Below are 17294 nucleotides of genomic sequence, written 5' to 3'. Positions count from 1 at the left end.
CTCATGGACGGTTAGGCGTCGCAGCGCACCAGACCGCGATGATCGATGGGCGAAACACCGGCATCGATGCGCACCTTACTGGTGATGCCATCCACCTCGAAGCCCTCCTGTTGATCGATATAAGGGACATCCACACCGTTGAGGTAGGCAACCTCGATGGTGTCGCTTCCCTTGGCGGCCGCCAGGTAGTAGGTCGTAACGCTGCTATCGTCTAGGCGCGGCTCGGCGATGACGCTGGCGAAGTTCTGGATCGGGTTAATGACCCCGGCATTCACCTCGGCGCCCTTGACGCTGGCTGAGCGGATCACTTGGTTGGCGCTGGCCTCTAATGCGGTCGGGGCCAAGACGAAGGCGGGACGGATGTTAAGATGACGCTGCCCCTCCTTTTGCCGGCGCATTAACTGGCGCGCCTTATCCAGGCTGGCGACGTCCATTGCCGCGCCGCTTAGGATGTTGCCGTGTTTCGCGCTATCAAACAGGACGATGCCGTCCGCCGACAGTTTCGGGTTGTTGAGCAGGATGGCATACACCAGATCGGCGATGGTGGCCTTAGCCGCCCGCCCCAGTTTCATCGGTACGTCGGTCAGCATATGCAAGTCGTCGTTGATGATGGCCTGGCGGGTCACGCTGAACAGCTCACCGAAGGTCGCCAGGGCGATCGTCGCCTGGTGATCATCCAAGGTGACATACTTGAACTCCGCCCCTTCACGCACTTGGCGCAGTGAGGGGAAACCGCCCAACCCTACGCGATGCGCAACCTTGAAGTCGGAGAGACTGCCCTTGCGGGTCCACTGTTCGAAGGTCTCCGGCGCCTCCTCCCAGCCCTGTAAGATGGATTTGTGCGCCACATCGAGCAGGATGTTGCCGAAGTCAGAGGTGCTATGGGTAAAAGAGAGCCCGACCATCTGCATTGGATTGAGCCCCGCTATCCCCACGCCCCGATCGGTCAGCGAGCAACGCGACATCTCACGCAGCGTCATGCCGTTGTAGGGGTTATCACGCTGACTCTCCTCAAAACCGGCACGGACCAGCAACGCCTGGCGAATGGCGTCGCCCGTGATGTTGCCGTTACCGACATGACCGCCTGGGCGGTTCTGCGGAGCCTCCAGGACATTGCTCGCGCTGGCGTTCTGGCCTAGGGCCGCTAACAGACGGTCTTTCGCCTGCTCGATGCCACAATCGACATCACCAATGCAGAGCATCATCAATTCGGTTTGTTGCTCACCAAATAGCGCGAACAACTCGCGGATAGCGTTGACGCGCTGGCGCTGCGCCTCGCGCTCTTGGGCGCGGATCTGTACTTCGTCCGGCGCGGTGGCGGACGCGGGCATCTCGCCGCTGTTGCGCGGCGGACTTACCATGTTGCGAATTGTCTTCGGCATATGCGCGAATTCCTCTAAACGTTGGGATTGAAGAGCGACCATGCGTTGCAGCGGTGCGGCGAGGGTGTCGGCGAAACCCTGTTCGACACACTCCGCACCCGATAGCCAGGTTTCCTGCTCTAACAGGGCGGCGATCGCCTCGCGACTCTGGCCAGATTTCTGCATGTAGGCGGGGATCAGTACCGTCTCTAGCTTGTCCAGCAGGTCGGCATAATCACGGATGTCATCGGCATCACCGCCGGCTATCCCCCAAGGTTTATGCAGCATCATCATGGCGTTTTCCGGCATGATGATGGGATCCCCGACCATGGCGATCACCGAGGCCATGCTGGCCGCCAAGCCATCGATGTAGACCGTCTTGCTTGCCGGGTGGTGACTCAGCAGGTTGTAAATGGCGATACCATCAAAGACATCGCCGCCCGGCGAATGGATATGTAGGTCGATGCGATCGACCTCACCCAAGGCCGTGATACCATCGGCGAACTGGCGCGCGGAGATACCCCACAAGCCGATCTCATCGTAGATGCGGATTTCCGCCGTCCGGGGTGCAGTAGCGCAGATACTGAACCAGCCCTTAACGCCGGCGGGTGCGCAACTGTTCCTCGGTGGATGGCGTGTCGTGTCTGTCATCGGGGGAGCCTCCTTTGTCGTTGGCCGGATCGGTGTCGAAGACCAAACCCAGCTTGTGGTTTTCGTCTACTTCCGCCTTACGGCGGCGTTTCACTTCGGCGGGGGTGCCGCCACGGGCACGACCCAATCGCTTTCCGTTGCCGAGCCGCCACGGATCATCACGCGCCAGGCATTGGCCTCTTTCTGGGGGTCGATCCACGGCATGACCGGCCCGCTGTAGACGGCGTTATTCAAGGTCTCGGGGTCACTGTATGGCTCGGGCCGGATCACCCCACTGGCCAGCGCCATTGCCAGCCAGCGGCGGTACAAGGGGCGGCTGATCGCCGCGATGAAGGTGTTTTGTAGGACGGTGTAGCCCTCTTGGGCCTCCACCAGCTCTTGGCGCTGGGCGCTGTAACTGCCGTCATAGTTGCGAGCGATGGAGGAAAAGCTGCTGCGGCTCCCGGCCGCGATCGCCCGCATCTGTCCCATGCGAAACGATTCCAGGTTGGGGTTGGGACGCTCGGATTTAATCAGGCCGATCTTCTCTCCGGGGCGGAGGCCATCGAAGACCATTCCCGGGGTCAGCTGAAGGTCACGCGACATCTCGGTGCTATAGCTGCTCGGATCGTAGTCTATCCCCTCCCCGCGCTGGATATACATTCCCAGCGAGGCCGCGATGCGTGCCGCCAGCAGTTCGTTGTCTTCGTACTCCTTGAGACCGGAAAGGCGCATGATGACCCCAGACAACAGCGAGACACCTCGCACTTGATGCAGCCGTCGGGTGAACTTGAGGTGTAGCATGCGCGCGGCGTCGATCTGTTTGCTTGCCGTCAGACCGCCCGCACCGCGGGGATAATGCAGAAACACACGATACGCCAGTGGCCGCATCCAGGCATTGAAGCGGATCCCCTGCACAATGCCCTGCGCCGGCTCGTTGTAGTCCAGCGGCACATAGTCAGGCTCTAGCGCCTCCAACCAGAAGGGAATGCCAGCAACCGGTGTCAAGCCGGGCGCCGCCCCCATGACCAATTGTGCGAAGACCTCACCATCGCGTAGCCAGGTGCGGAGCAGTAAGCGCTCCAGTACCGGACGGGTGTATTGGCCACTGACATCTGGGCTGACCGACCATTCGGACCACGCTTGGCGGATCTGCTCGGCTAAAGGTTGGTCCAGTTCGCCGGTTCGTGTAAGGGGTTGCGGTTCGACGACGATGCCGCGGGCGCCAATGATGCGCTCCTCCAATTTGTCCAGGGCGCCGATGACCAAGTCATGGTTATTGTCGAGCCAGCGGGCCTGTTCACGCAGAGAGCGACCAGCGAACTGCACCAGTTGATCGGCACTGCGCCCTTCTCGTCGGGCGCGGTGAGTTCCCGTCGGTGTGACGGCTTCGAAGGCGCGAATGGCGTAGCGCGCGCTCAAACGGGATAGCTTCCAGGCTGGCGAGAGAAACCCTATCACTTCGTCGAGTAGGTTCATGAAAACCTCGCCGTGCGGTAGAGGGGGCGCCGTCCCGTCAAATCCTGCAACTGCCGGGCTAGCTGTTCCCGCCCCTTGCGGATTTCGGCCAGGTTCTCCATCGTCATCGATTGGCCGTTGAGGGTGATCGACCGCCCCTTGAGTACGGCATGTTCAGCCTGTACATAGTCGTCATACAGGGCTTGTAAGATCGCGCGTTGTGTCTGGCTCATAGCCATCCTCCTCCTGATTGGCCGCCCCATGGGATCGGTTTCTGGCGTGGTGATGTTATGGCTGACGCCGGGTGTGGCGTCGGTGTGAGTGTTTCCGGCGCATTCTGCGGTAACCGCGCCCAGCGGGGCGGGCTCGCCCAATTGATGCGCTCATAACCGCGTAGGAGTGCCAACGCATGGGCATAACACAACAGGTCGAATGCCTCGTTAGCGCCTTTCCCCGGCTTGCGCCATTTGCCATCAGCACCACGTTCTTCATAGGTCAGCTCCTCGTAAAACCATGCGCCGAGCCAATCAGGAAAATGCACGTAGTTCGGCCCCGGCGTTTCTCGCGCCAGTGCGCTAGCGATGCGATCTTTCAGTTGATTGGTCTGCAAGAGATACAGCGGGGCCTCGCCTCGAGCTCGTGCCCGGCGATCGCTGCGTTCGGTGTTGTCGGGATAGGTTTTGCTGATCAGCTTAGTGCGCGCTAATCCATCCCCCTTAAACAGATAGACCTGGCCGCCCACGCCATCGCGACGGCAGGCGCGCCAGAAGGCATAGGCGTTATCGGTGACGCCGTCTTCGCCTCCGGAATCGACGGCCATCGCCAAGATCGGTAACCGTCGCGTCCCCTCGCTATCGAGGGGATAGCTTTTCTCCAGTACATCGCTGCGCAGCAGCTGCCAGTCCTCGGGGTTGGCGGCGGGGTTGACGGGCAGGCTCTCTCCTTGTCCATCGGCGCGCGCGGAGTGACGGATGTTATAGCGATCGATGATCCAACGTTCGCCCTGGCTGCCATACCCTACGACCTGCACCACAAAGCGGGCGTTTTTGCCCCCCTGAACGTCGACGGCCGCCACCAGGAAACGGACACCGGGCGGGATAGTGCGCTTCGTCCACGCTTCGGCGCGCGCCATCAAGCTCTCGCTATTCTGGCCCCCCTGGGCTAGCCGGGACTGGTACGGCAATCCCCAGTCGGTGTTGATCACCGTACGCAGCGTCTCTTCACTGCCGGTGGTTTCATACTCCTGTTCGGCGCTCAATAACTTGTTGACCAGTTGCGGCCAGCTCTGATACGCGGCCGCTGGCCCCTCCAACCAGAAAGAGGCGATACGTGACCGACGTGGTGTGCCGCTACGCTGACCATGGGAGTCGATACGCTCGCCGTCACGCAACCAGACACCCCGGTTATTCAGCAGACGTTTCTGTTCGGCGAGGATCACGCCTGCACAGGATGGACATTGTAGATGCGCGGCCTCGCTAGCCTGCATCAGGTCGGCCTGCTCGCGGTATCCCGTCATGTTCTCCATCGCCGGCTGGAAATACTCGCCGCAGTGCGGACAGGGCCAGTACCAGCGGCGTCGATCGCCGCGGTTATAGAGCGCCAGGATGCCGGTCGTCGGTGGCGCTTCGTGTGGCGTGGTTCGACGCCATTTCGGGTTGATGACTTCCCGCCCCGGCGAGCTTTCTACCAGCGTCATTCCGGCGGACATGAAGGTGGTGGTACGCTTGGAGGCCAACGCGAAGCTGTCCCCTTCGCCATCGATGTTCTCCGGATAGCGGTCGTAATCCGTCAGCGCGACGCGCTTATAGTCAGAGGAGGAGAAAATATTGATCGAGGGCCAGCCGATTTTCAGAAAGGTGCCGTCACTAAAGATCTTATCGTGGACGTTGTTGTCGTTGCGTATCGGGCTGAGGCGGCGTCTAACCGCCAGGCTATGGTGGAAGATACGCGCCAAGCGAGTCTTAGAGTGTTCGCGGGCCTTTCCCTCCGTCATCTGCACCACCAGCATATCGCCCGGATCGCAGACAATACCGTAAACAATCCAGCCATCCAGTAACCCCAGCGTTTTCCCCGTTCGCGAGGGCCCGGCGAAGATCACCGCGTCAAACTCACGCAGGGACAGGCAATTCATTGGCTCCAGCATGTAAGGCGTCAGCTCTGCCTCCCACGGCAACGAGCTGCCAGCGCCTACCGGAACGCGGAGATAACGCTTTACCGCCTCCGCCACCGCCATCCGACGAGGGGGACGGAACAGCGCGGAGATATCCTGCCCAATCCGCCGAGCGGAAGCCTGTTCAGTTCCCCTCCTCATCATCGTCATCGCCATCGTCAACCTCCTCCCCTTGTTCATAGAGCGCGCTACAGGATTGATAGGTTTGCTGCTCTAACTCATCACGCAGCGCATCGATGATCGTCTGAGCCTGCGCCACCGCGAGCGCTGGCAAGGCGGCATCACGCTCTAACCGATCCGGCAGGGTTTCCAGCATCTGCACCACCGCCTTTACCATGCCGGCATACACGCTGATCACCTCATGAGCCGGGATCAGGTTACGCAGCTCCTTCTCCAGCCAGACCCGCGACTTCTCGGAGTCATACCAGTCCTTACGCTCTCGAGGCGTCATCAATTTAGGGTTCTGTTCAGCGGGGACGGACGGGGTTGTTTTGATTAGCTCAGCGATCACATCGGTCAGGTAATACAGCTTGTTCTTAGCATGACTACCCGGTGCTAGCGGAACGTGATGAAGACGGGAGACGATGGTTTGACGATGAGTCTGAGAGATAGCCGCCAGCTGATTGATGTTGAGCTTGAGGTTCTTCAGCTCATTATCCACCGCGCCTCCTATTGTAAATTCGTGTAAATGCTCTCCTGAATGGAATAAGTAAAGGGACAAACCGACATCATTTGACGGTCGGCTTATTAAAAATCAGTAGGTTAACCCTATGATGATGATGACTATAGGATCGAAAAAATGCGCCGTTTCCCGCGCCCCCCGCCCCGTGGGACAGTCCATCCGCTGGGAGTACCTTTTCAATAAATTATTATTCAGTAGGTAATACGCTGGATTCTTCTTCCATTATTTTAAGTAGTTCCGTGATTTAGTAGATTAATGGTATATACTTAACTCAAGTCAACATTATCAAGCATGATGGAATTATAATCGTCCATTAATTTAGGCAGCCAAAATGGAAATAACAGACATTGATATATGGGCACCACACATTGGAACATTTATATTAAGATTTGGAACTATTGAGTTGTTTACAAAAAACATACTCAAAGAACTACTTCCACCTAATGAATTTGAAGAAATAAAAAACAAAACATTAAAGGAAAAAATAAAACATCTAAACACCGCGCTTGATAAATGCGATGAGGATCTGGATCTACATCATGAGCTATTCAAAGCATATCAATGCATCAACAAATTAGCCAATTATAGAAATATAATTGCACACAGCACGATCAACATCGTATTTACTACCGACAACCAGAATAATGATTCAGCATATATTGAAGCTCTATATAGTGAGAAGAAAGAAGAAATCATTACGCTAGATACAGTAAAAGATTACAACATGAAACTCAGCGAACTAATTAATACGCTGTACTCAATTAAAGCAAAAAAAATCACCAGAAGGTTAAATAATGAAAATGGTGACATTCTAAAAACATCATTACTTAGTCAATAATCCATTAATAAATATAGGGAGAATGATAACTTTGACAACTACCAATTAAATAGCTCTAGCTAGCAATCTTGGCTAAAATATATTATTCCATACGGGGGGATTTTTTACTTATCCCCTACAGATGATAAGTGTTTTAACACTATACGCCGGATACTTACTTTGTCAGCATTACACTGCCACAGGGCCGATAACAGATGCATATTGAGATCCAAGCTAGCCTCCCAGGTCAGTGGGTCAGGCACTGCCGGTACAGGCGTATCAGCGGTTAAATCAATGCTGAGCGGTGGCACCGGCGCCGGAACGTATACTGTCCGCGTACTGACGCAGGCGCTGAGCAGCGACAGCTGGCACAGGCCGACGAGCGCAATCATCGCCCGCAATAACAGCCTTGATGTCGCTCGCGGCTCTCTGTGACTCCAAGGCGATCTGGTGCTTTGCATCTCGATTAGTCTCCACCACCTGATTCATGACGTTGAGCGTCAGCATCACGTTGTCTGTAATCGCCTGGGCTTCCCCTGCATCACGCTGCGACCATTTAACCTGCCACGCTCGATTAGCCTCATCCTTTCCATCAACATAGCCAGCGGCGTACCGCCAGGACGACAGTCCCCATAAAAGCAAAGCCACCAACGCAATGAGCGCCAGTGGCTTCCAGATATTTCTTAACATAATGAACTACCTAGAATTTATACAAGATTCACGTCAGGGAAATCGCCTAGATCACATATCTTGAATTGGATCAGATCTTTCACCAACAGCTCGGCCTTCTTAATAGCTCGCTTCTCTTTCTTGCGTAGAATCATGAGACCACTACCGGTCTGCCCATGCTCTTTAAACGAAAAGCTTTCCGCTGCTGCAACTCGACTCTGCATCTGTTGAATTGTCATGTCCGTTAACCCAGAGAAATCCAACAGATTAATATCCTTACTTCCCTCCAACTCTGTCATATGGTCAAACACCTGAGCCTGAAGCTCATAGCTATAGCTCATGGCCATCAGACAAGCCTCACGCTTTGGATACTGATAGCAAGGAAGGTCGCGCCCGGTGCTGTCTTTATACTCAGCCAAAAATTTGGCTGAGTGCCCTTCACCAAGAACTTTGGGGGTTTTAGCAAGAATATGCTTATGCTGAATTTTACTGAAACGCCTACAAGGGAATTTCAATCCTTGTGCTTCAGCTTTTAAATTTCTATCCGCATTAATGTAATCGACCATCTCTAAACTACTCATGGTCGGCATCTCGCTATGGGGTAATGTAACCACGATAATATTATTCATCGGATTTACCTTTTAGTGATGAACCTTGTTCGCACAGGAAAACGGCCCCAAGAAGGCTCCGACAGCCAGCCGACTCCTCAAGGCTCATTCTGAAGGGTTCTTGGTAATATGCGCTGCGATACACAGATGCGACAAAGCCCCAGCATATAACCAGGGCTCGGTGTCTATTATCGACTAACTTATTTCAACGTAAATAAAATCATCAGTGCCTATACAATGCGATCCATATTTAACCACATATTTATCGCCTTGCTGTGTAGCATTAATATCCGCCTCATCCTTCGAACCATACATACCGAAAAGATGCCACGGCTTAGGGCAAAGAACGGCCCAACCTAATACACAACCTGCATTATCAGGGTCTTGCTTAAGAGTTGGCTCAACAAACATAAGATCATCTCCTTTGGGTACCCGGAGTCATCTTATGACAATGCCGCACTCACTTCTAGCCCGTGGAGATCGGGTCGGTCATGCACAACCCTAATATCGCCATCAATATCACCTGCGACATAGCGTCGCGAGTATGGAGATAACGATTTACCTATAATGCCATCAGATACCAATACGGTATCACCATTATAAATCGTAAAGTTCACAGCAGCCTCGACTGCCGCATCACCATCATATTGAGCAAGTCCCTTTATGGTAACAGTTAACTGTTTCATATCACTCACCATTTAAGTATAAAAAATGAAACACCTAGTACATGACTTATCGACATATTTAGATGAGTCCGCCAAAAGATGCCCCCTGCACTTGATCACACACCCATTGGCAACTCTCCAAGTAGGCTCACAACCGATCGCCTACATTCAGTTTGTGCTAAGACAGCGTCACCCGCTCCCTAACCCAGCCATACAGAAACGACTCGTTCTGCACCCGCTGCTCGGCCAGATCCAGATAACGATCTCCCTGGCTACAATTGAGCGCCCGTAACAGCACCTGCTCACCCTCTTCTCCTCGGGCATCCAGGTAGGTACGCAGCGCCGACAATGTCCGTGGCCCAATCACCCCATCGGCACTGATATCCGGGTACAAACGTTCGCCATCGTTAAAGGCGGTCAGCCAGCGCTGTAGCCACTTACTGGGCACCGACGGCCCCATGTTGACGCCGGTATCGCACAGTTCGGCAGCCACCAGCGCAGAGAGCTCCGCCACCTGGTCAAAACGGGGTCCCGACCAGTAGTCGCTTTCATAGATTTTCAGCGCCTGCGCCCGCGTTAAATTGCGCATATCGCCGGTATAGCCGTGGGCCCGAGCGACTTTTTCCGTGATCCCCCACTTGGTCGGCCCGCCTTTGTCGTGAGGGTGATCGACGTAACCCCCTTCACGCCCCAGTAAGGCATCAAAAATTTGATCCTTGGTGAGTGCCATAATTACCGCTCCTTGTCTGTCGGTAGTCCCAGCTTGCGGTGCAAGATATACAAGGCAAAATGCTGTACCTGCTGCACACCGATAAAACCAATGGCACCGCCGATCGCCGGGGTCAGCGACTTGGGGAGGTTAAAATAGTCCAGCGTCGCCACCACGGTCAGCGTCAGGGCACCACATAACACTCCCTCTAACGCCGTTTGCTTCCAGCCGCCGCCCAGGTAGGTCACCCGGACAGCCGCCGTCAGAATGGCCAGTAATACGCCGCCTACCGGGGTCTCCCCTTGCCACCAGCCCCACAGCAACTCCTTCCACTCCAACCAACTTCCTGGGTTATGGTGCATATGCCATCTCATTACCCCGCGCTGGGGAAATTTGGATAGAAAAAACCCCGGCATTTGCCAGGGTTGTCGGTAGAATACAAAAGCCCCGCATCAAGCGAGGCTTTTATAAAAAAGGTAGGATTTTATGCTGCGGCTTTACGCATACGAGCTTTCCCCTGCTTCTCAGGACCGGAAACCTTATGCTCGAGAACATTTGGGGCAGCACGCATCAAAAGTTCAACAGCCGCACCCATACCAGCAAACGCCTTCTGAGTGTCAAACCTCACCTCTGATTTAGCTACTTGTTTTTTCATGTTAACTACCCCTATACACCACTTCTTCAGCTCATGTACTGTGACATCTACTGATGAGCTTAGTTCATGTTGACCAGATCTACTAACAACGGAGGAACGTTGATGAGTGTTGACGACGGTCGATGACGAGTGCGTCAAACGGATGGTTATCGTAGCACTTCTATACCATTTGCGGCCATTATCATCATCCCCCGCAATCACCCGTTGTGTCAGTATCAACTGGCATCTTGCCTCAGTCATCCCCGTAATCCGCATCATCGCAGACGGTGACATCCAATACTCTGCCCCCTCAAGGAGGCTGCTTTCGATAATTAAGCGGTGTGACGTAGTAACCACTCTTAACACACTACACAGCAAAATGCGGACCGCACTAGTGATTTTTTTGTGTTTTTCCATTAATTTCTTATCTCAAAGCTAAAAACATAGTAGAAAGCAATCATTGCCTACCTCCACGGCAATAGTTAGCTTAAGATGAGGATGTTGTCTTGGAAGAGCTTGGTGATATTCGTATTGAGTCCGAACAACAAGCGTTTGATTTGATTGAGAATTACCTTAATGGTTATGACTTACCAGAAAAGCTAATTTTCAAAGATTGGCCTAACCTGAAAATTAGATTAACTGGTGATAAATTCAACAAATCGCTAACACCCTCAGTGATGAAAGGGTTTGTTGAGATGCAATCACAAATCAACAAATCATATGCGTTAGCTAAGTATGGTGTTCCAGACGTTCGCAAACTCACCAAAGATGAGCTTGATGCTTTAGAAATTGAAGTAAAAGTTGAGCAAGGCTCTTCACTTGTTGAGATTAACATTGATGGGTTTTTAACCAAACTTACACAGGAACTTGTTGGTAAAATGAACGCAACTGAGATCATCGTTACTGTTCTCGGCGCAGCTATCATCTGGGGCGGAGTAACAGTATTTAAACGGTTTCTCGATAACCGTAAAGATACTCGCCTCGCAGAAATTGCAAAAGATGGAGACAAAGAGCATCTCCGTACAATGCAAATAATGAGCGAACAAGAAACCAAGAGGTTACAAGTAGTTTCTGAAATAATAGCCAAAAAACCTTTGCTTGATAATATGGACCGCATGTCTTACGACGCTAAGACACAGATGGTAAAATCATTTGTTCGTTCTGATAGCGCGCAAATTGATGGCGTTACCATTGACTCTGCAATGGCTAAAGAACTAGTAACGAATGCTCGTAGGCGTTCATCTGAAATGCGGATAGATGGTATTTACCGCATAGAAGAAGTAAATAATACCGATCCAGAATGCTTTAAAGTTAAGGTAAGAAATGTCGATACAGATCAACGGCTAACATGTGTTGTTCAGGATATATTCCTTGACGAATCAGGAAACAAAGAGGCTTTACAAAAAGCCGAGTGGGAAAGAAAACCTGTCCATCTAAGCATAAATGCTAAGCATGTTGATGGAGATATAAAATCAGCTGTGATTTTATATGTTCGCGATGTTAAAAATAAGCCCGAGTAATCGGGCTATAAAAATCTTTTCTCTACAACACAATCCATCTCCAAACAAACATCCAACATAGACAAACACCCCTCAATGAATCCCTCTGCAAGCAACATTTCTACACGTATCTGCTTTTCGCATTTCTTCCGATGTTTGGCAATCTTCCGTTTTGAAATGCCATAGAGGTAATGAGCTACCAGCAGAGAGTGCTCATCTGGCTTTCGTTTCTTTAACTGGGCCAGACACCCCTCAATGATAAGGCCATCATCATCCGTACATGACAGCCTCATTTTACCCTTTTGGGGCAATAGTCCTTTGAATCCGGCGGCAATGTGAGAATAGTCTACCCCTGCGTGATCAGAAGCAGCCCATCCTCCCCAACACTCCAATACTTTCGAAATATCACGCATCCACACGCTCCACACATTACGCCTTCACTATGGCTCCTATCCCCAACGCCCTATTCAGAAATTGCACCAACAACACCAACTGGCTGCCGTTCCTCTGCTCCCAGCCACCCACATCACGATGTAACTCGTCATGGCACCGCCGGCACAGTGGGAACACGAACAAATCATGCGTCTTAGTTCCTATGCCGCCCAACCCCAATCCCGAATTGATGATGTGATGTGGGTCATCGGCAGGGTTTCCGCACCCGCAACACGGCTGTGTCTTCACCCAGCGCGTGTATTTACTACTCTCCCAGCGCAGCAGCTTGGGCCGCAGCATAAACCCCGCGGCCGGTGCCTCATCTGCCACCAGCTTGATCACCGGCTGTGGGATAACGGCCTGTACGGCCGCCCCCCTGTTTGATTTAAGGCTCACAGGCCTCCCCCACACAGTTGTCATAGTCCATTCGCGGATCACCAGGCTGATAACAGTTCCCACGTACATGCCGTGATAGCTCGTTGCGACGCGCCACGATATTGTCGATCTGTGACGCTTTGGCGTATGTCGCGGCCCTGGCCAATTCAGTAAGCGCACGACGATACAACCCGCGAGATGCCAACGCTTCTGCCTGACGGCAATGTGCATCGGCGATTGCTGCACGCGTAATTGTCATACGGCGCCCTCCCCTGAACTCTCTCGCAGTTTCTGGCGGATCGCGGCTAACGCAGCCAGCCCGACCGATTGGTAATGCTCCGCATTCCCTGCCAGCTCCGCCGCCGTCTTTGGCCTGCGGCAATCGGCAATTCGGACCACCGGCTGTGGGATCACTTTTCCAGCCGCCATGTCCTTGGCCCACTGCTTCATCTGCGCCTTGATCGCCCTTAGCACCTCGGCCTCGGTGTAGTTGTAACGGTACATGCGCTGGCGCACATCCAGCACCACCCAGTACATCACCGGGTGTGCCCAGTCGAACGCCTCCGGAGAGGCGAAGCGGGCCTTATCGCGGGCATAACGGTGGAACTCAGCCAGCACCTCATCGTCAGAGGGCAATCCACCAGCACCCCGCACACCCTCACGACACCACTCCATGAAGCGCCCGCAGGAGGGCCAGAAATCCCCACCGTGCTGGCGGGCCATGCTGACACCGGCCTTGACCTGCTCCAGCGTCGTAATCCCCCCTTCCGCGAACGCCGTGATCCACTGGCGCTTCATCGCCGCCACCTCATCCGGCGCGGCAAACACCGTATTACGCGACGCCGGGAACAGCAGCAGCAGATTTTCGAACAGCACATCCACCAGCTTTTCAGCGTTACCGTTCACCACCCGCGCCTGAAGGGGCTGACCAACCATGCGGGACAGTGCGGCGGCATCCCGACGCTGTACGGCAGAAACCAGACTTTTCATAGCACGTCCTCCCATCCCTGTTCCGTGTTCCACTCCGCCCCCAGCAGGGTTTTCAGTGAGCGGTCCTGCGCACCCGCTCCCGGTACCCCCAGGCGGATCACCAGCTCATCCCATTTCTCACGCAGCTTCGCCGGGCTCAGTACGTTGCGGCACCAGAACGGATCACGGTTTACTCGGCCAAACAGCTCGCAAATCTGCCGGTGAGTGCGCCCATCCAGCTCGCACATCAGGCGCACCTCGTTAGCCCAGGCTATCCAGTTGGGGGGCTTGGGCCTGACCATCTCCCCATCGTATTCTGCGGCTTGTTCGTGCAGTCGAAGGATGCGCCCCCATATCCATTCGGCGCAGGTCAGATCCTCCTGCCTGCCCCATAGGCGTTTCTTGGCACTGAACACCACCGCCTCTGGATGACGAGACAAAAAATCATGATCGCTATCGCTGTCAGGCTCGTCCGGTTGCGCAGCGTCCGGACAAGAAGATCTTTTTACTGACGGATCTGTTTTAACTGACGGATCGGGGTCAACCATTGACCCCTCAACAGGGGGATTTTTACCAATGGTTGACCCCTCAACGATTGGGGGGTCAATATTTGGGGGGTCAACCGTTAACCCCTCAACCGTTGGGGGGTCAATACTTGGGGGGTCAACCGTTAACCCCTCAACCGTTGGGGGGGCAATATTTGGGGGGGTAACACGCTCACTCCGCTTTTTGGACTTATTACCCATGCGGGCCACCGCTGCCGCCTCCTCCAGCTTATCGACATTGATCTGGTAAACATTGCTCAGATCACGCCCACCAGACTTACGGGCAGTCTTAGTCAGCCAGCCATCACGCGCCAGCTCATCAATCGCCGCCGAAACTGTGGTCTTGCTCTTGGCGCCTATCTGACGCTGGATAGTCTCCACCGCCGGCCACGACAGCCCCTCATCGTTGCTGTAATCCGCTAACCGTGCCATCACAGCCACGCGAGAAAGGATCAGACCAGCATGGGCACACCCTTCCCATACCAGGCCATGCAATTTGCTACTCATCGCATACCTCCTTGTTGCTGTTCAGCGAACGATCGACAAGCGCTGAGGCGAAAAGACCATCGTTGATGTAGTCATGCAGGCGGTGAGCCAAGGGAGACTGGGAAGCCACCAGCATGGGGTACAGGTGAGCCATCCACACCCGGTGGATCTCTGTCATGTAGAGATATACAGCGTGCGCATTGTGTGCGGGACCTGGTAGCGCTGGCGCACCGTTTAGGGCCCTTTCCATCTGGTTAAAGGCGGTGATGTAGGCTTCTTTGAACCGGGCCGCCCGCTTGCCGGTAAAGCCCATCGTCAGGAACGCGAAACCATCGCGAGTGATTTGATAACAGGGAAGTTTGCGTATACCGCCGTTAGGCTGGTTGACTGTGAGCGATGTCCCCGCAAAATTGCGGGCACGAAAATCGGGGGAGCATTCGAGAGTGCGGATTTTCTTTAGAACGTCATCGTGACGCTTGAGGAAATAGTCGGCAATAGCCAGAGAGGAAGTAACGGCCTGGCCGTTGATAACGGTGATTTCAGGGTGAGCGAGGACGGGGATCGTAGCCATGATGGCAGCCTCTGTGGAATGATTTGGGCAATCACCACCACAGACGCCAATCTGACTGGTGGTGAACCGGACAGGGTTGGCGTAACCGGCTTCCACAGATACCGGCGCATCTTTCGATGCCCCTGCCCGGCCCACCATAATCTGGATGTAGCCGTGCATCGCACACAAAAAAACCGCAATGGCGCGGTCGTGCGCTGTGGAAAATTCCAGGACGCCAATCCCGGCAACGGATTTTGCCGCTGCTAGCGCAGTGTAGCGCCCGCAATTTAAAGAATCAACGTTTGACTTCCGATTTAATGTAACTACACTAATTGTATGAAAATTGAATACGACCAGAACAAGCGGGAGAAAACGCTGCTGGAACGCGGCATTGATTTCGCCAGAGCCGGTGAAATCTTCGCGGGGATGCACTTCACCGCCGAAGACTGCCGCCAGGACTATGGGGAGATCAGAAAAATCACCGTAGGGAAACTGGATGCCAGAATTGTTGTCATGGTCTGGACGCCACGCGGTAACGTGCGGCGCATTATCTCTATGAGGAAAGCCAATGAGCGAGAAATTAAAAGATTTGAAAAGTACCTGGGTTGATCCGGATGATGCGCCAGAGCTGGATGAGGCGTTCTTTGCCGGTGCAGACCTGTATGACGGCAAAAAACGTGTTCGGCGCGGAAGACCATCATCCGATAAGCCAACTAAACAATCCGCCACTATCCGGTACTCCCCGGAGGTCATCGCCGCATTCCGCTCAACCGGACGTGGATGGCAAACACGCATGGATGCCGCCCTCAAGGACTGGCTGAAGCAGCACAACCCGGCGGATGTCAAAATCTGATCGTACCTACCCACCCGCCAGTGGGCGATTAATCGTTGATCAATGCTCATGCTAGCCTCCTGAAACGGGCGTTGAACACAACCAAGGCCGCGTTAATCGTCCAGCCATAGGCCGGTTCAGTTCGCTGATAGGTAACCAGTTGCCTCTCTGCACACGTCGCAATCACGCGCACAGTATGGCCATACACGTCTTGGTACAGATGGCCGACTCGCGGATACTTAGCCATGATCCTCCTCCCGTAAAACGTCCCCCAGGCGATAGCCACCGCCTCACGGCTGACTACCAATCCACGGCGCGATTGGTTGTTGCCAGGAGCTCCCCGCCCCGCTACGATTTGCTCATAGCTCAGACGGCCATCGGCGATCCGGCACCGAAATTGCGCACTGGGGCAGTTTGGGCTTAGAATGTTCATGCATATTAATCTCCATACGAATTATGCGCAGGCGCACTGGGACGGCATTCCCGGTGCGCCAAGTCATCAGCAATTGCGGCACCATTAAGGGCCATGAAGGCAAAGAACCCACACGCGTGATGGCGCATCTTCCGCCAGAACAGCGTCATTAACGTCCGCTGCTCGGCACCACAAATCACCCCGTCAGCGGCGGCTTCGACCTTTGCTTTCGCCAGCTCACCATCGGCAACCAGCTCCCGCATGGAATGCTCGTACAGCTCCACGTTGTCGATCTGCTCCAGTACAGGAATATCAACCAGCAGTTTCCCCCGGCGCGCGGCGTGGTATTCAGCCAGCAGTGACGTCCCGGAGACATCCTCCATCCGCTCTATCTCTGCCAATGTGAAGAACCGGCTGGCGCACTTCTGATCCAGGTGGTTGCGGAACGCGTCATAGGTCATGCCAAGTTGCTCTGACATCGCCTTCTGACCGCCAGGAAATGCCTTGCACATCTCTTTGATCGTTGCCTTGATGTCTACCATCGTCTTTCCCTCTCGGTAGTTACTGCCCGTTATTCCTTTCGGTATTATTTTTGATACATGGCGGGGTTATATTTCAGAACCCCGTTGGAGATACGTTCTGCTTTCAAAGCCTGTTTTTCAGGGATGATTTCTTTCCAGCGGCATACCGCTGGGTGCGATATGCCTAAGGCTCCGGCTGTTTTTGAAACACCCCCAAAATGCGCTATCACCTCTGATTTACGCATGGCTCCTCCTCGTTATCTGACACCA

General features: G+C 54.1%; 21 protein-coding genes and 2 pseudogenes. 2 read left to right on the top strand and 21 right to left on the bottom strand.

The genetic code is table 11. The features are described from left to right. Positions 1 to 11: 11 nt before the first annotated feature. The 5 genes and pseudogenes from DCL27_RS07905 to DCL27_RS07885 all read right to left on the bottom strand — a co-directional run bounded on the left by DCL27_RS07905 (position 12) and on the right by DCL27_RS07885 (position 6280). On the bottom strand, positions 12 to 2012 hold the full coding sequence (locus DCL27_RS07905; RefSeq protein WP_228594495.1) for a ClpP-like prohead protease/major capsid protein fusion protein: 2001 nt from the start codon (positions 2010 to 2012) through the stop codon (positions 12 to 14). Continuing rightward, positions 1957 to 3470 (bottom strand): annotated as a pseudogene (locus tag DCL27_RS07900) (phage portal protein). Before DCL27_RS07900 ends, DCL27_RS07905 begins: the two are co-directional and overlap by 56 nt. Continuing rightward, positions 3467 to 3682, bottom strand: coding sequence for a hypothetical protein (locus DCL27_RS07895; protein WP_035599645.1), 216 nt, complete (start codon positions 3680 to 3682; stop codon positions 3467 to 3469). Before DCL27_RS07895 ends, DCL27_RS07900 begins: the two are co-directional and overlap by 4 nt. Continuing rightward, positions 3679 to 5760, bottom strand: a complete 2082-nt coding sequence (locus DCL27_RS07890) for a phage terminase large subunit family protein (protein WP_410470720.1) — start codon at positions 5758 to 5760, stop codon at positions 3679 to 3681. The genes DCL27_RS07895 and DCL27_RS07890 overlap by 4 nt, the downstream gene beginning before the upstream one ends. Next, positions 5744 to 6280 (bottom strand): DUF1441 family protein, encoded by a 537-nt coding sequence (locus DCL27_RS07885; RefSeq protein ID WP_035599642.1) that lies wholly within the window; start codon positions 6278 to 6280, stop codon positions 5744 to 5746. Before DCL27_RS07885 ends, DCL27_RS07890 begins: the two co-directional genes overlap by 17 nt. A gap of 352 nt (positions 6281 to 6632) precedes the next feature. Between DCL27_RS07885 and DCL27_RS07880 the strand changes: the two genes are divergently transcribed. Continuing rightward, positions 6633 to 7139: a hypothetical protein gene (locus tag DCL27_RS07880; protein ID WP_035599639.1), complete on the top strand. Its 507-nt coding sequence runs from the start codon at positions 6633 to 6635 to the stop codon at positions 7137 to 7139. A gap of 104 nt (positions 7140 to 7243) precedes the next feature. Here the strand turns inward: DCL27_RS07880 and lysC are convergent, their stop codons facing one another. The 8 genes from lysC to DCL27_RS07840 form a co-directional block, all read right to left on the bottom strand. Next, the gene (gene lysC, locus DCL27_RS17845) at positions 7244 to 7510 is read right to left on the bottom strand and encodes an Rz1-like lysis system protein LysC (RefSeq protein WP_080582849.1); all 267 of its coding nucleotides are present in this window, start codon (positions 7508 to 7510) and stop codon (positions 7244 to 7246) included. Continuing rightward, complete coding sequence (locus DCL27_RS07870) at positions 7410 to 7808, bottom strand: hypothetical protein (protein WP_109691531.1); 399 nt, start codon at positions 7806 to 7808, stop codon at positions 7410 to 7412. Before DCL27_RS07870 ends, lysC begins: the two co-directional genes overlap by 101 nt. A gap of 17 nt (positions 7809 to 7825) precedes the next feature. Next, positions 7826 to 8416 (bottom strand): Rha family transcriptional regulator, encoded by a 591-nt coding sequence (locus tag DCL27_RS07865; protein WP_035601112.1) that lies wholly within the window; start codon positions 8414 to 8416, stop codon positions 7826 to 7828. Between the two features lie 174 nt (positions 8417 to 8590). Further along, a complete protein-coding gene (locus DCL27_RS07860; RefSeq protein ID WP_035600983.1) occupies positions 8591 to 8806 on the bottom strand; it encodes a hypothetical protein in 216 nt (71 codons plus the stop codon). A 32-nt stretch (positions 8807 to 8838) separates the two neighbouring features. Further along, positions 8839 to 9081 carry a hypothetical protein gene (locus tag DCL27_RS07855; RefSeq protein ID WP_146196423.1) on the bottom strand — a complete coding sequence of 81 codons (243 nt, stop codon included), beginning with the start codon at positions 9079 to 9081 and terminating at the stop codon, positions 8839 to 8841. A 157-nt stretch (positions 9082 to 9238) separates the two neighbouring features. Further along, the gene (locus DCL27_RS07850) at positions 9239 to 9790 is read right to left on the bottom strand and encodes a glycoside hydrolase family 108 protein (RefSeq protein WP_035600986.1); all 552 of its coding nucleotides are present in this window, start codon (positions 9788 to 9790) and stop codon (positions 9239 to 9241) included. Between the two features lie 2 nt (positions 9791 to 9792). Beyond that, a complete protein-coding gene (locus DCL27_RS07845) occupies positions 9793 to 10131 on the bottom strand; it encodes a phage holin, lambda family (RefSeq protein ID WP_005294224.1) in 339 nt (112 codons plus the stop codon). A 122-nt stretch (positions 10132 to 10253) separates the two neighbouring features. Beyond that, a complete protein-coding gene (locus DCL27_RS07840; protein WP_167352257.1) occupies positions 10254 to 10424 on the bottom strand; it encodes a hypothetical protein in 171 nt (56 codons plus the stop codon). Between the two features lie 485 nt (positions 10425 to 10909). Here DCL27_RS07840 and DCL27_RS07835 point away from each other — a divergent pair, with 485 nt between their 5' ends. Further along, complete coding sequence (locus tag DCL27_RS07835) at positions 10910 to 11923, top strand: hypothetical protein (RefSeq protein ID WP_035600991.1); 1014 nt, start codon at positions 10910 to 10912, stop codon at positions 11921 to 11923. A 5-nt stretch (positions 11924 to 11928) separates the two neighbouring features. Here the strand turns inward: DCL27_RS07835 and DCL27_RS07830 are convergent, their stop codons facing one another. The 8 genes and pseudogenes from DCL27_RS07830 to DCL27_RS07785 all read right to left on the bottom strand — a co-directional run bounded on the left by DCL27_RS07830 (position 11929) and on the right by DCL27_RS07785 (position 17269). Then, positions 11929 to 12315, bottom strand: a complete 387-nt coding sequence (locus DCL27_RS07830) for an antiterminator Q family protein (RefSeq protein ID WP_035600994.1) — start codon at positions 12313 to 12315, stop codon at positions 11929 to 11931. 16 nt (positions 12316 to 12331) lie between these two features. Then, positions 12332 to 12697 (bottom strand): annotated as a pseudogene (locus tag DCL27_RS07825) (DUF968 domain-containing protein); the annotation flags it as partial. A gap of 267 nt (positions 12698 to 12964) precedes the next feature. Next, positions 12965 to 13699, bottom strand: a complete 735-nt coding sequence (locus tag DCL27_RS07820; protein ID WP_035601273.1) for a replication protein P — start codon at positions 13697 to 13699, stop codon at positions 12965 to 12967. Further along, positions 13696 to 14730, bottom strand: coding sequence for a helix-turn-helix domain-containing protein (locus DCL27_RS07815; RefSeq protein WP_109691533.1), 1035 nt, complete (start codon positions 14728 to 14730; stop codon positions 13696 to 13698). Before DCL27_RS07815 ends, DCL27_RS07820 begins: the two co-directional genes overlap by 4 nt. Then, positions 14723 to 15592, bottom strand: a complete 870-nt coding sequence (locus DCL27_RS07810) for a Rha family phage regulatory protein (RefSeq protein ID WP_035599940.1) — start codon at positions 15590 to 15592, stop codon at positions 14723 to 14725. The genes DCL27_RS07815 and DCL27_RS07810 overlap by 8 nt, the downstream gene beginning before the upstream one ends. A gap of 566 nt (positions 15593 to 16158) precedes the next feature. Continuing rightward, positions 16159 to 16338 carry a DUF4222 domain-containing protein gene (locus DCL27_RS07795; RefSeq protein WP_035599935.1) on the bottom strand — a complete coding sequence of 60 codons (180 nt, stop codon included), beginning with the start codon at positions 16336 to 16338 and terminating at the stop codon, positions 16159 to 16161. Between the two features lie 191 nt (positions 16339 to 16529). Further along, positions 16530 to 17045 (bottom strand): YmfL family putative regulatory protein, encoded by a 516-nt coding sequence (locus DCL27_RS07790; RefSeq protein ID WP_109691535.1) that lies wholly within the window; start codon positions 17043 to 17045, stop codon positions 16530 to 16532. A gap of 44 nt (positions 17046 to 17089) precedes the next feature. Then, on the bottom strand, positions 17090 to 17269 hold the full coding sequence (locus tag DCL27_RS07785) for a Cro/CI family transcriptional regulator (protein ID WP_035600948.1): 180 nt from the start codon (positions 17267 to 17269) through the stop codon (positions 17090 to 17092). Positions 17270 to 17294: the final 25 nt, after the last annotated feature.

It is taken from the genome of Edwardsiella tarda ATCC 15947 = NBRC 105688 (genome assembly GCF_003113495.2).
Classification (GTDB): Bacteria; Pseudomonadota; Gammaproteobacteria; order Enterobacterales; family Enterobacteriaceae; genus Edwardsiella; species Edwardsiella tarda.
Note: the sequence above shows the minus strand (reverse complement) of the source record. Positions and strands in the feature narration are given on the sequence as shown.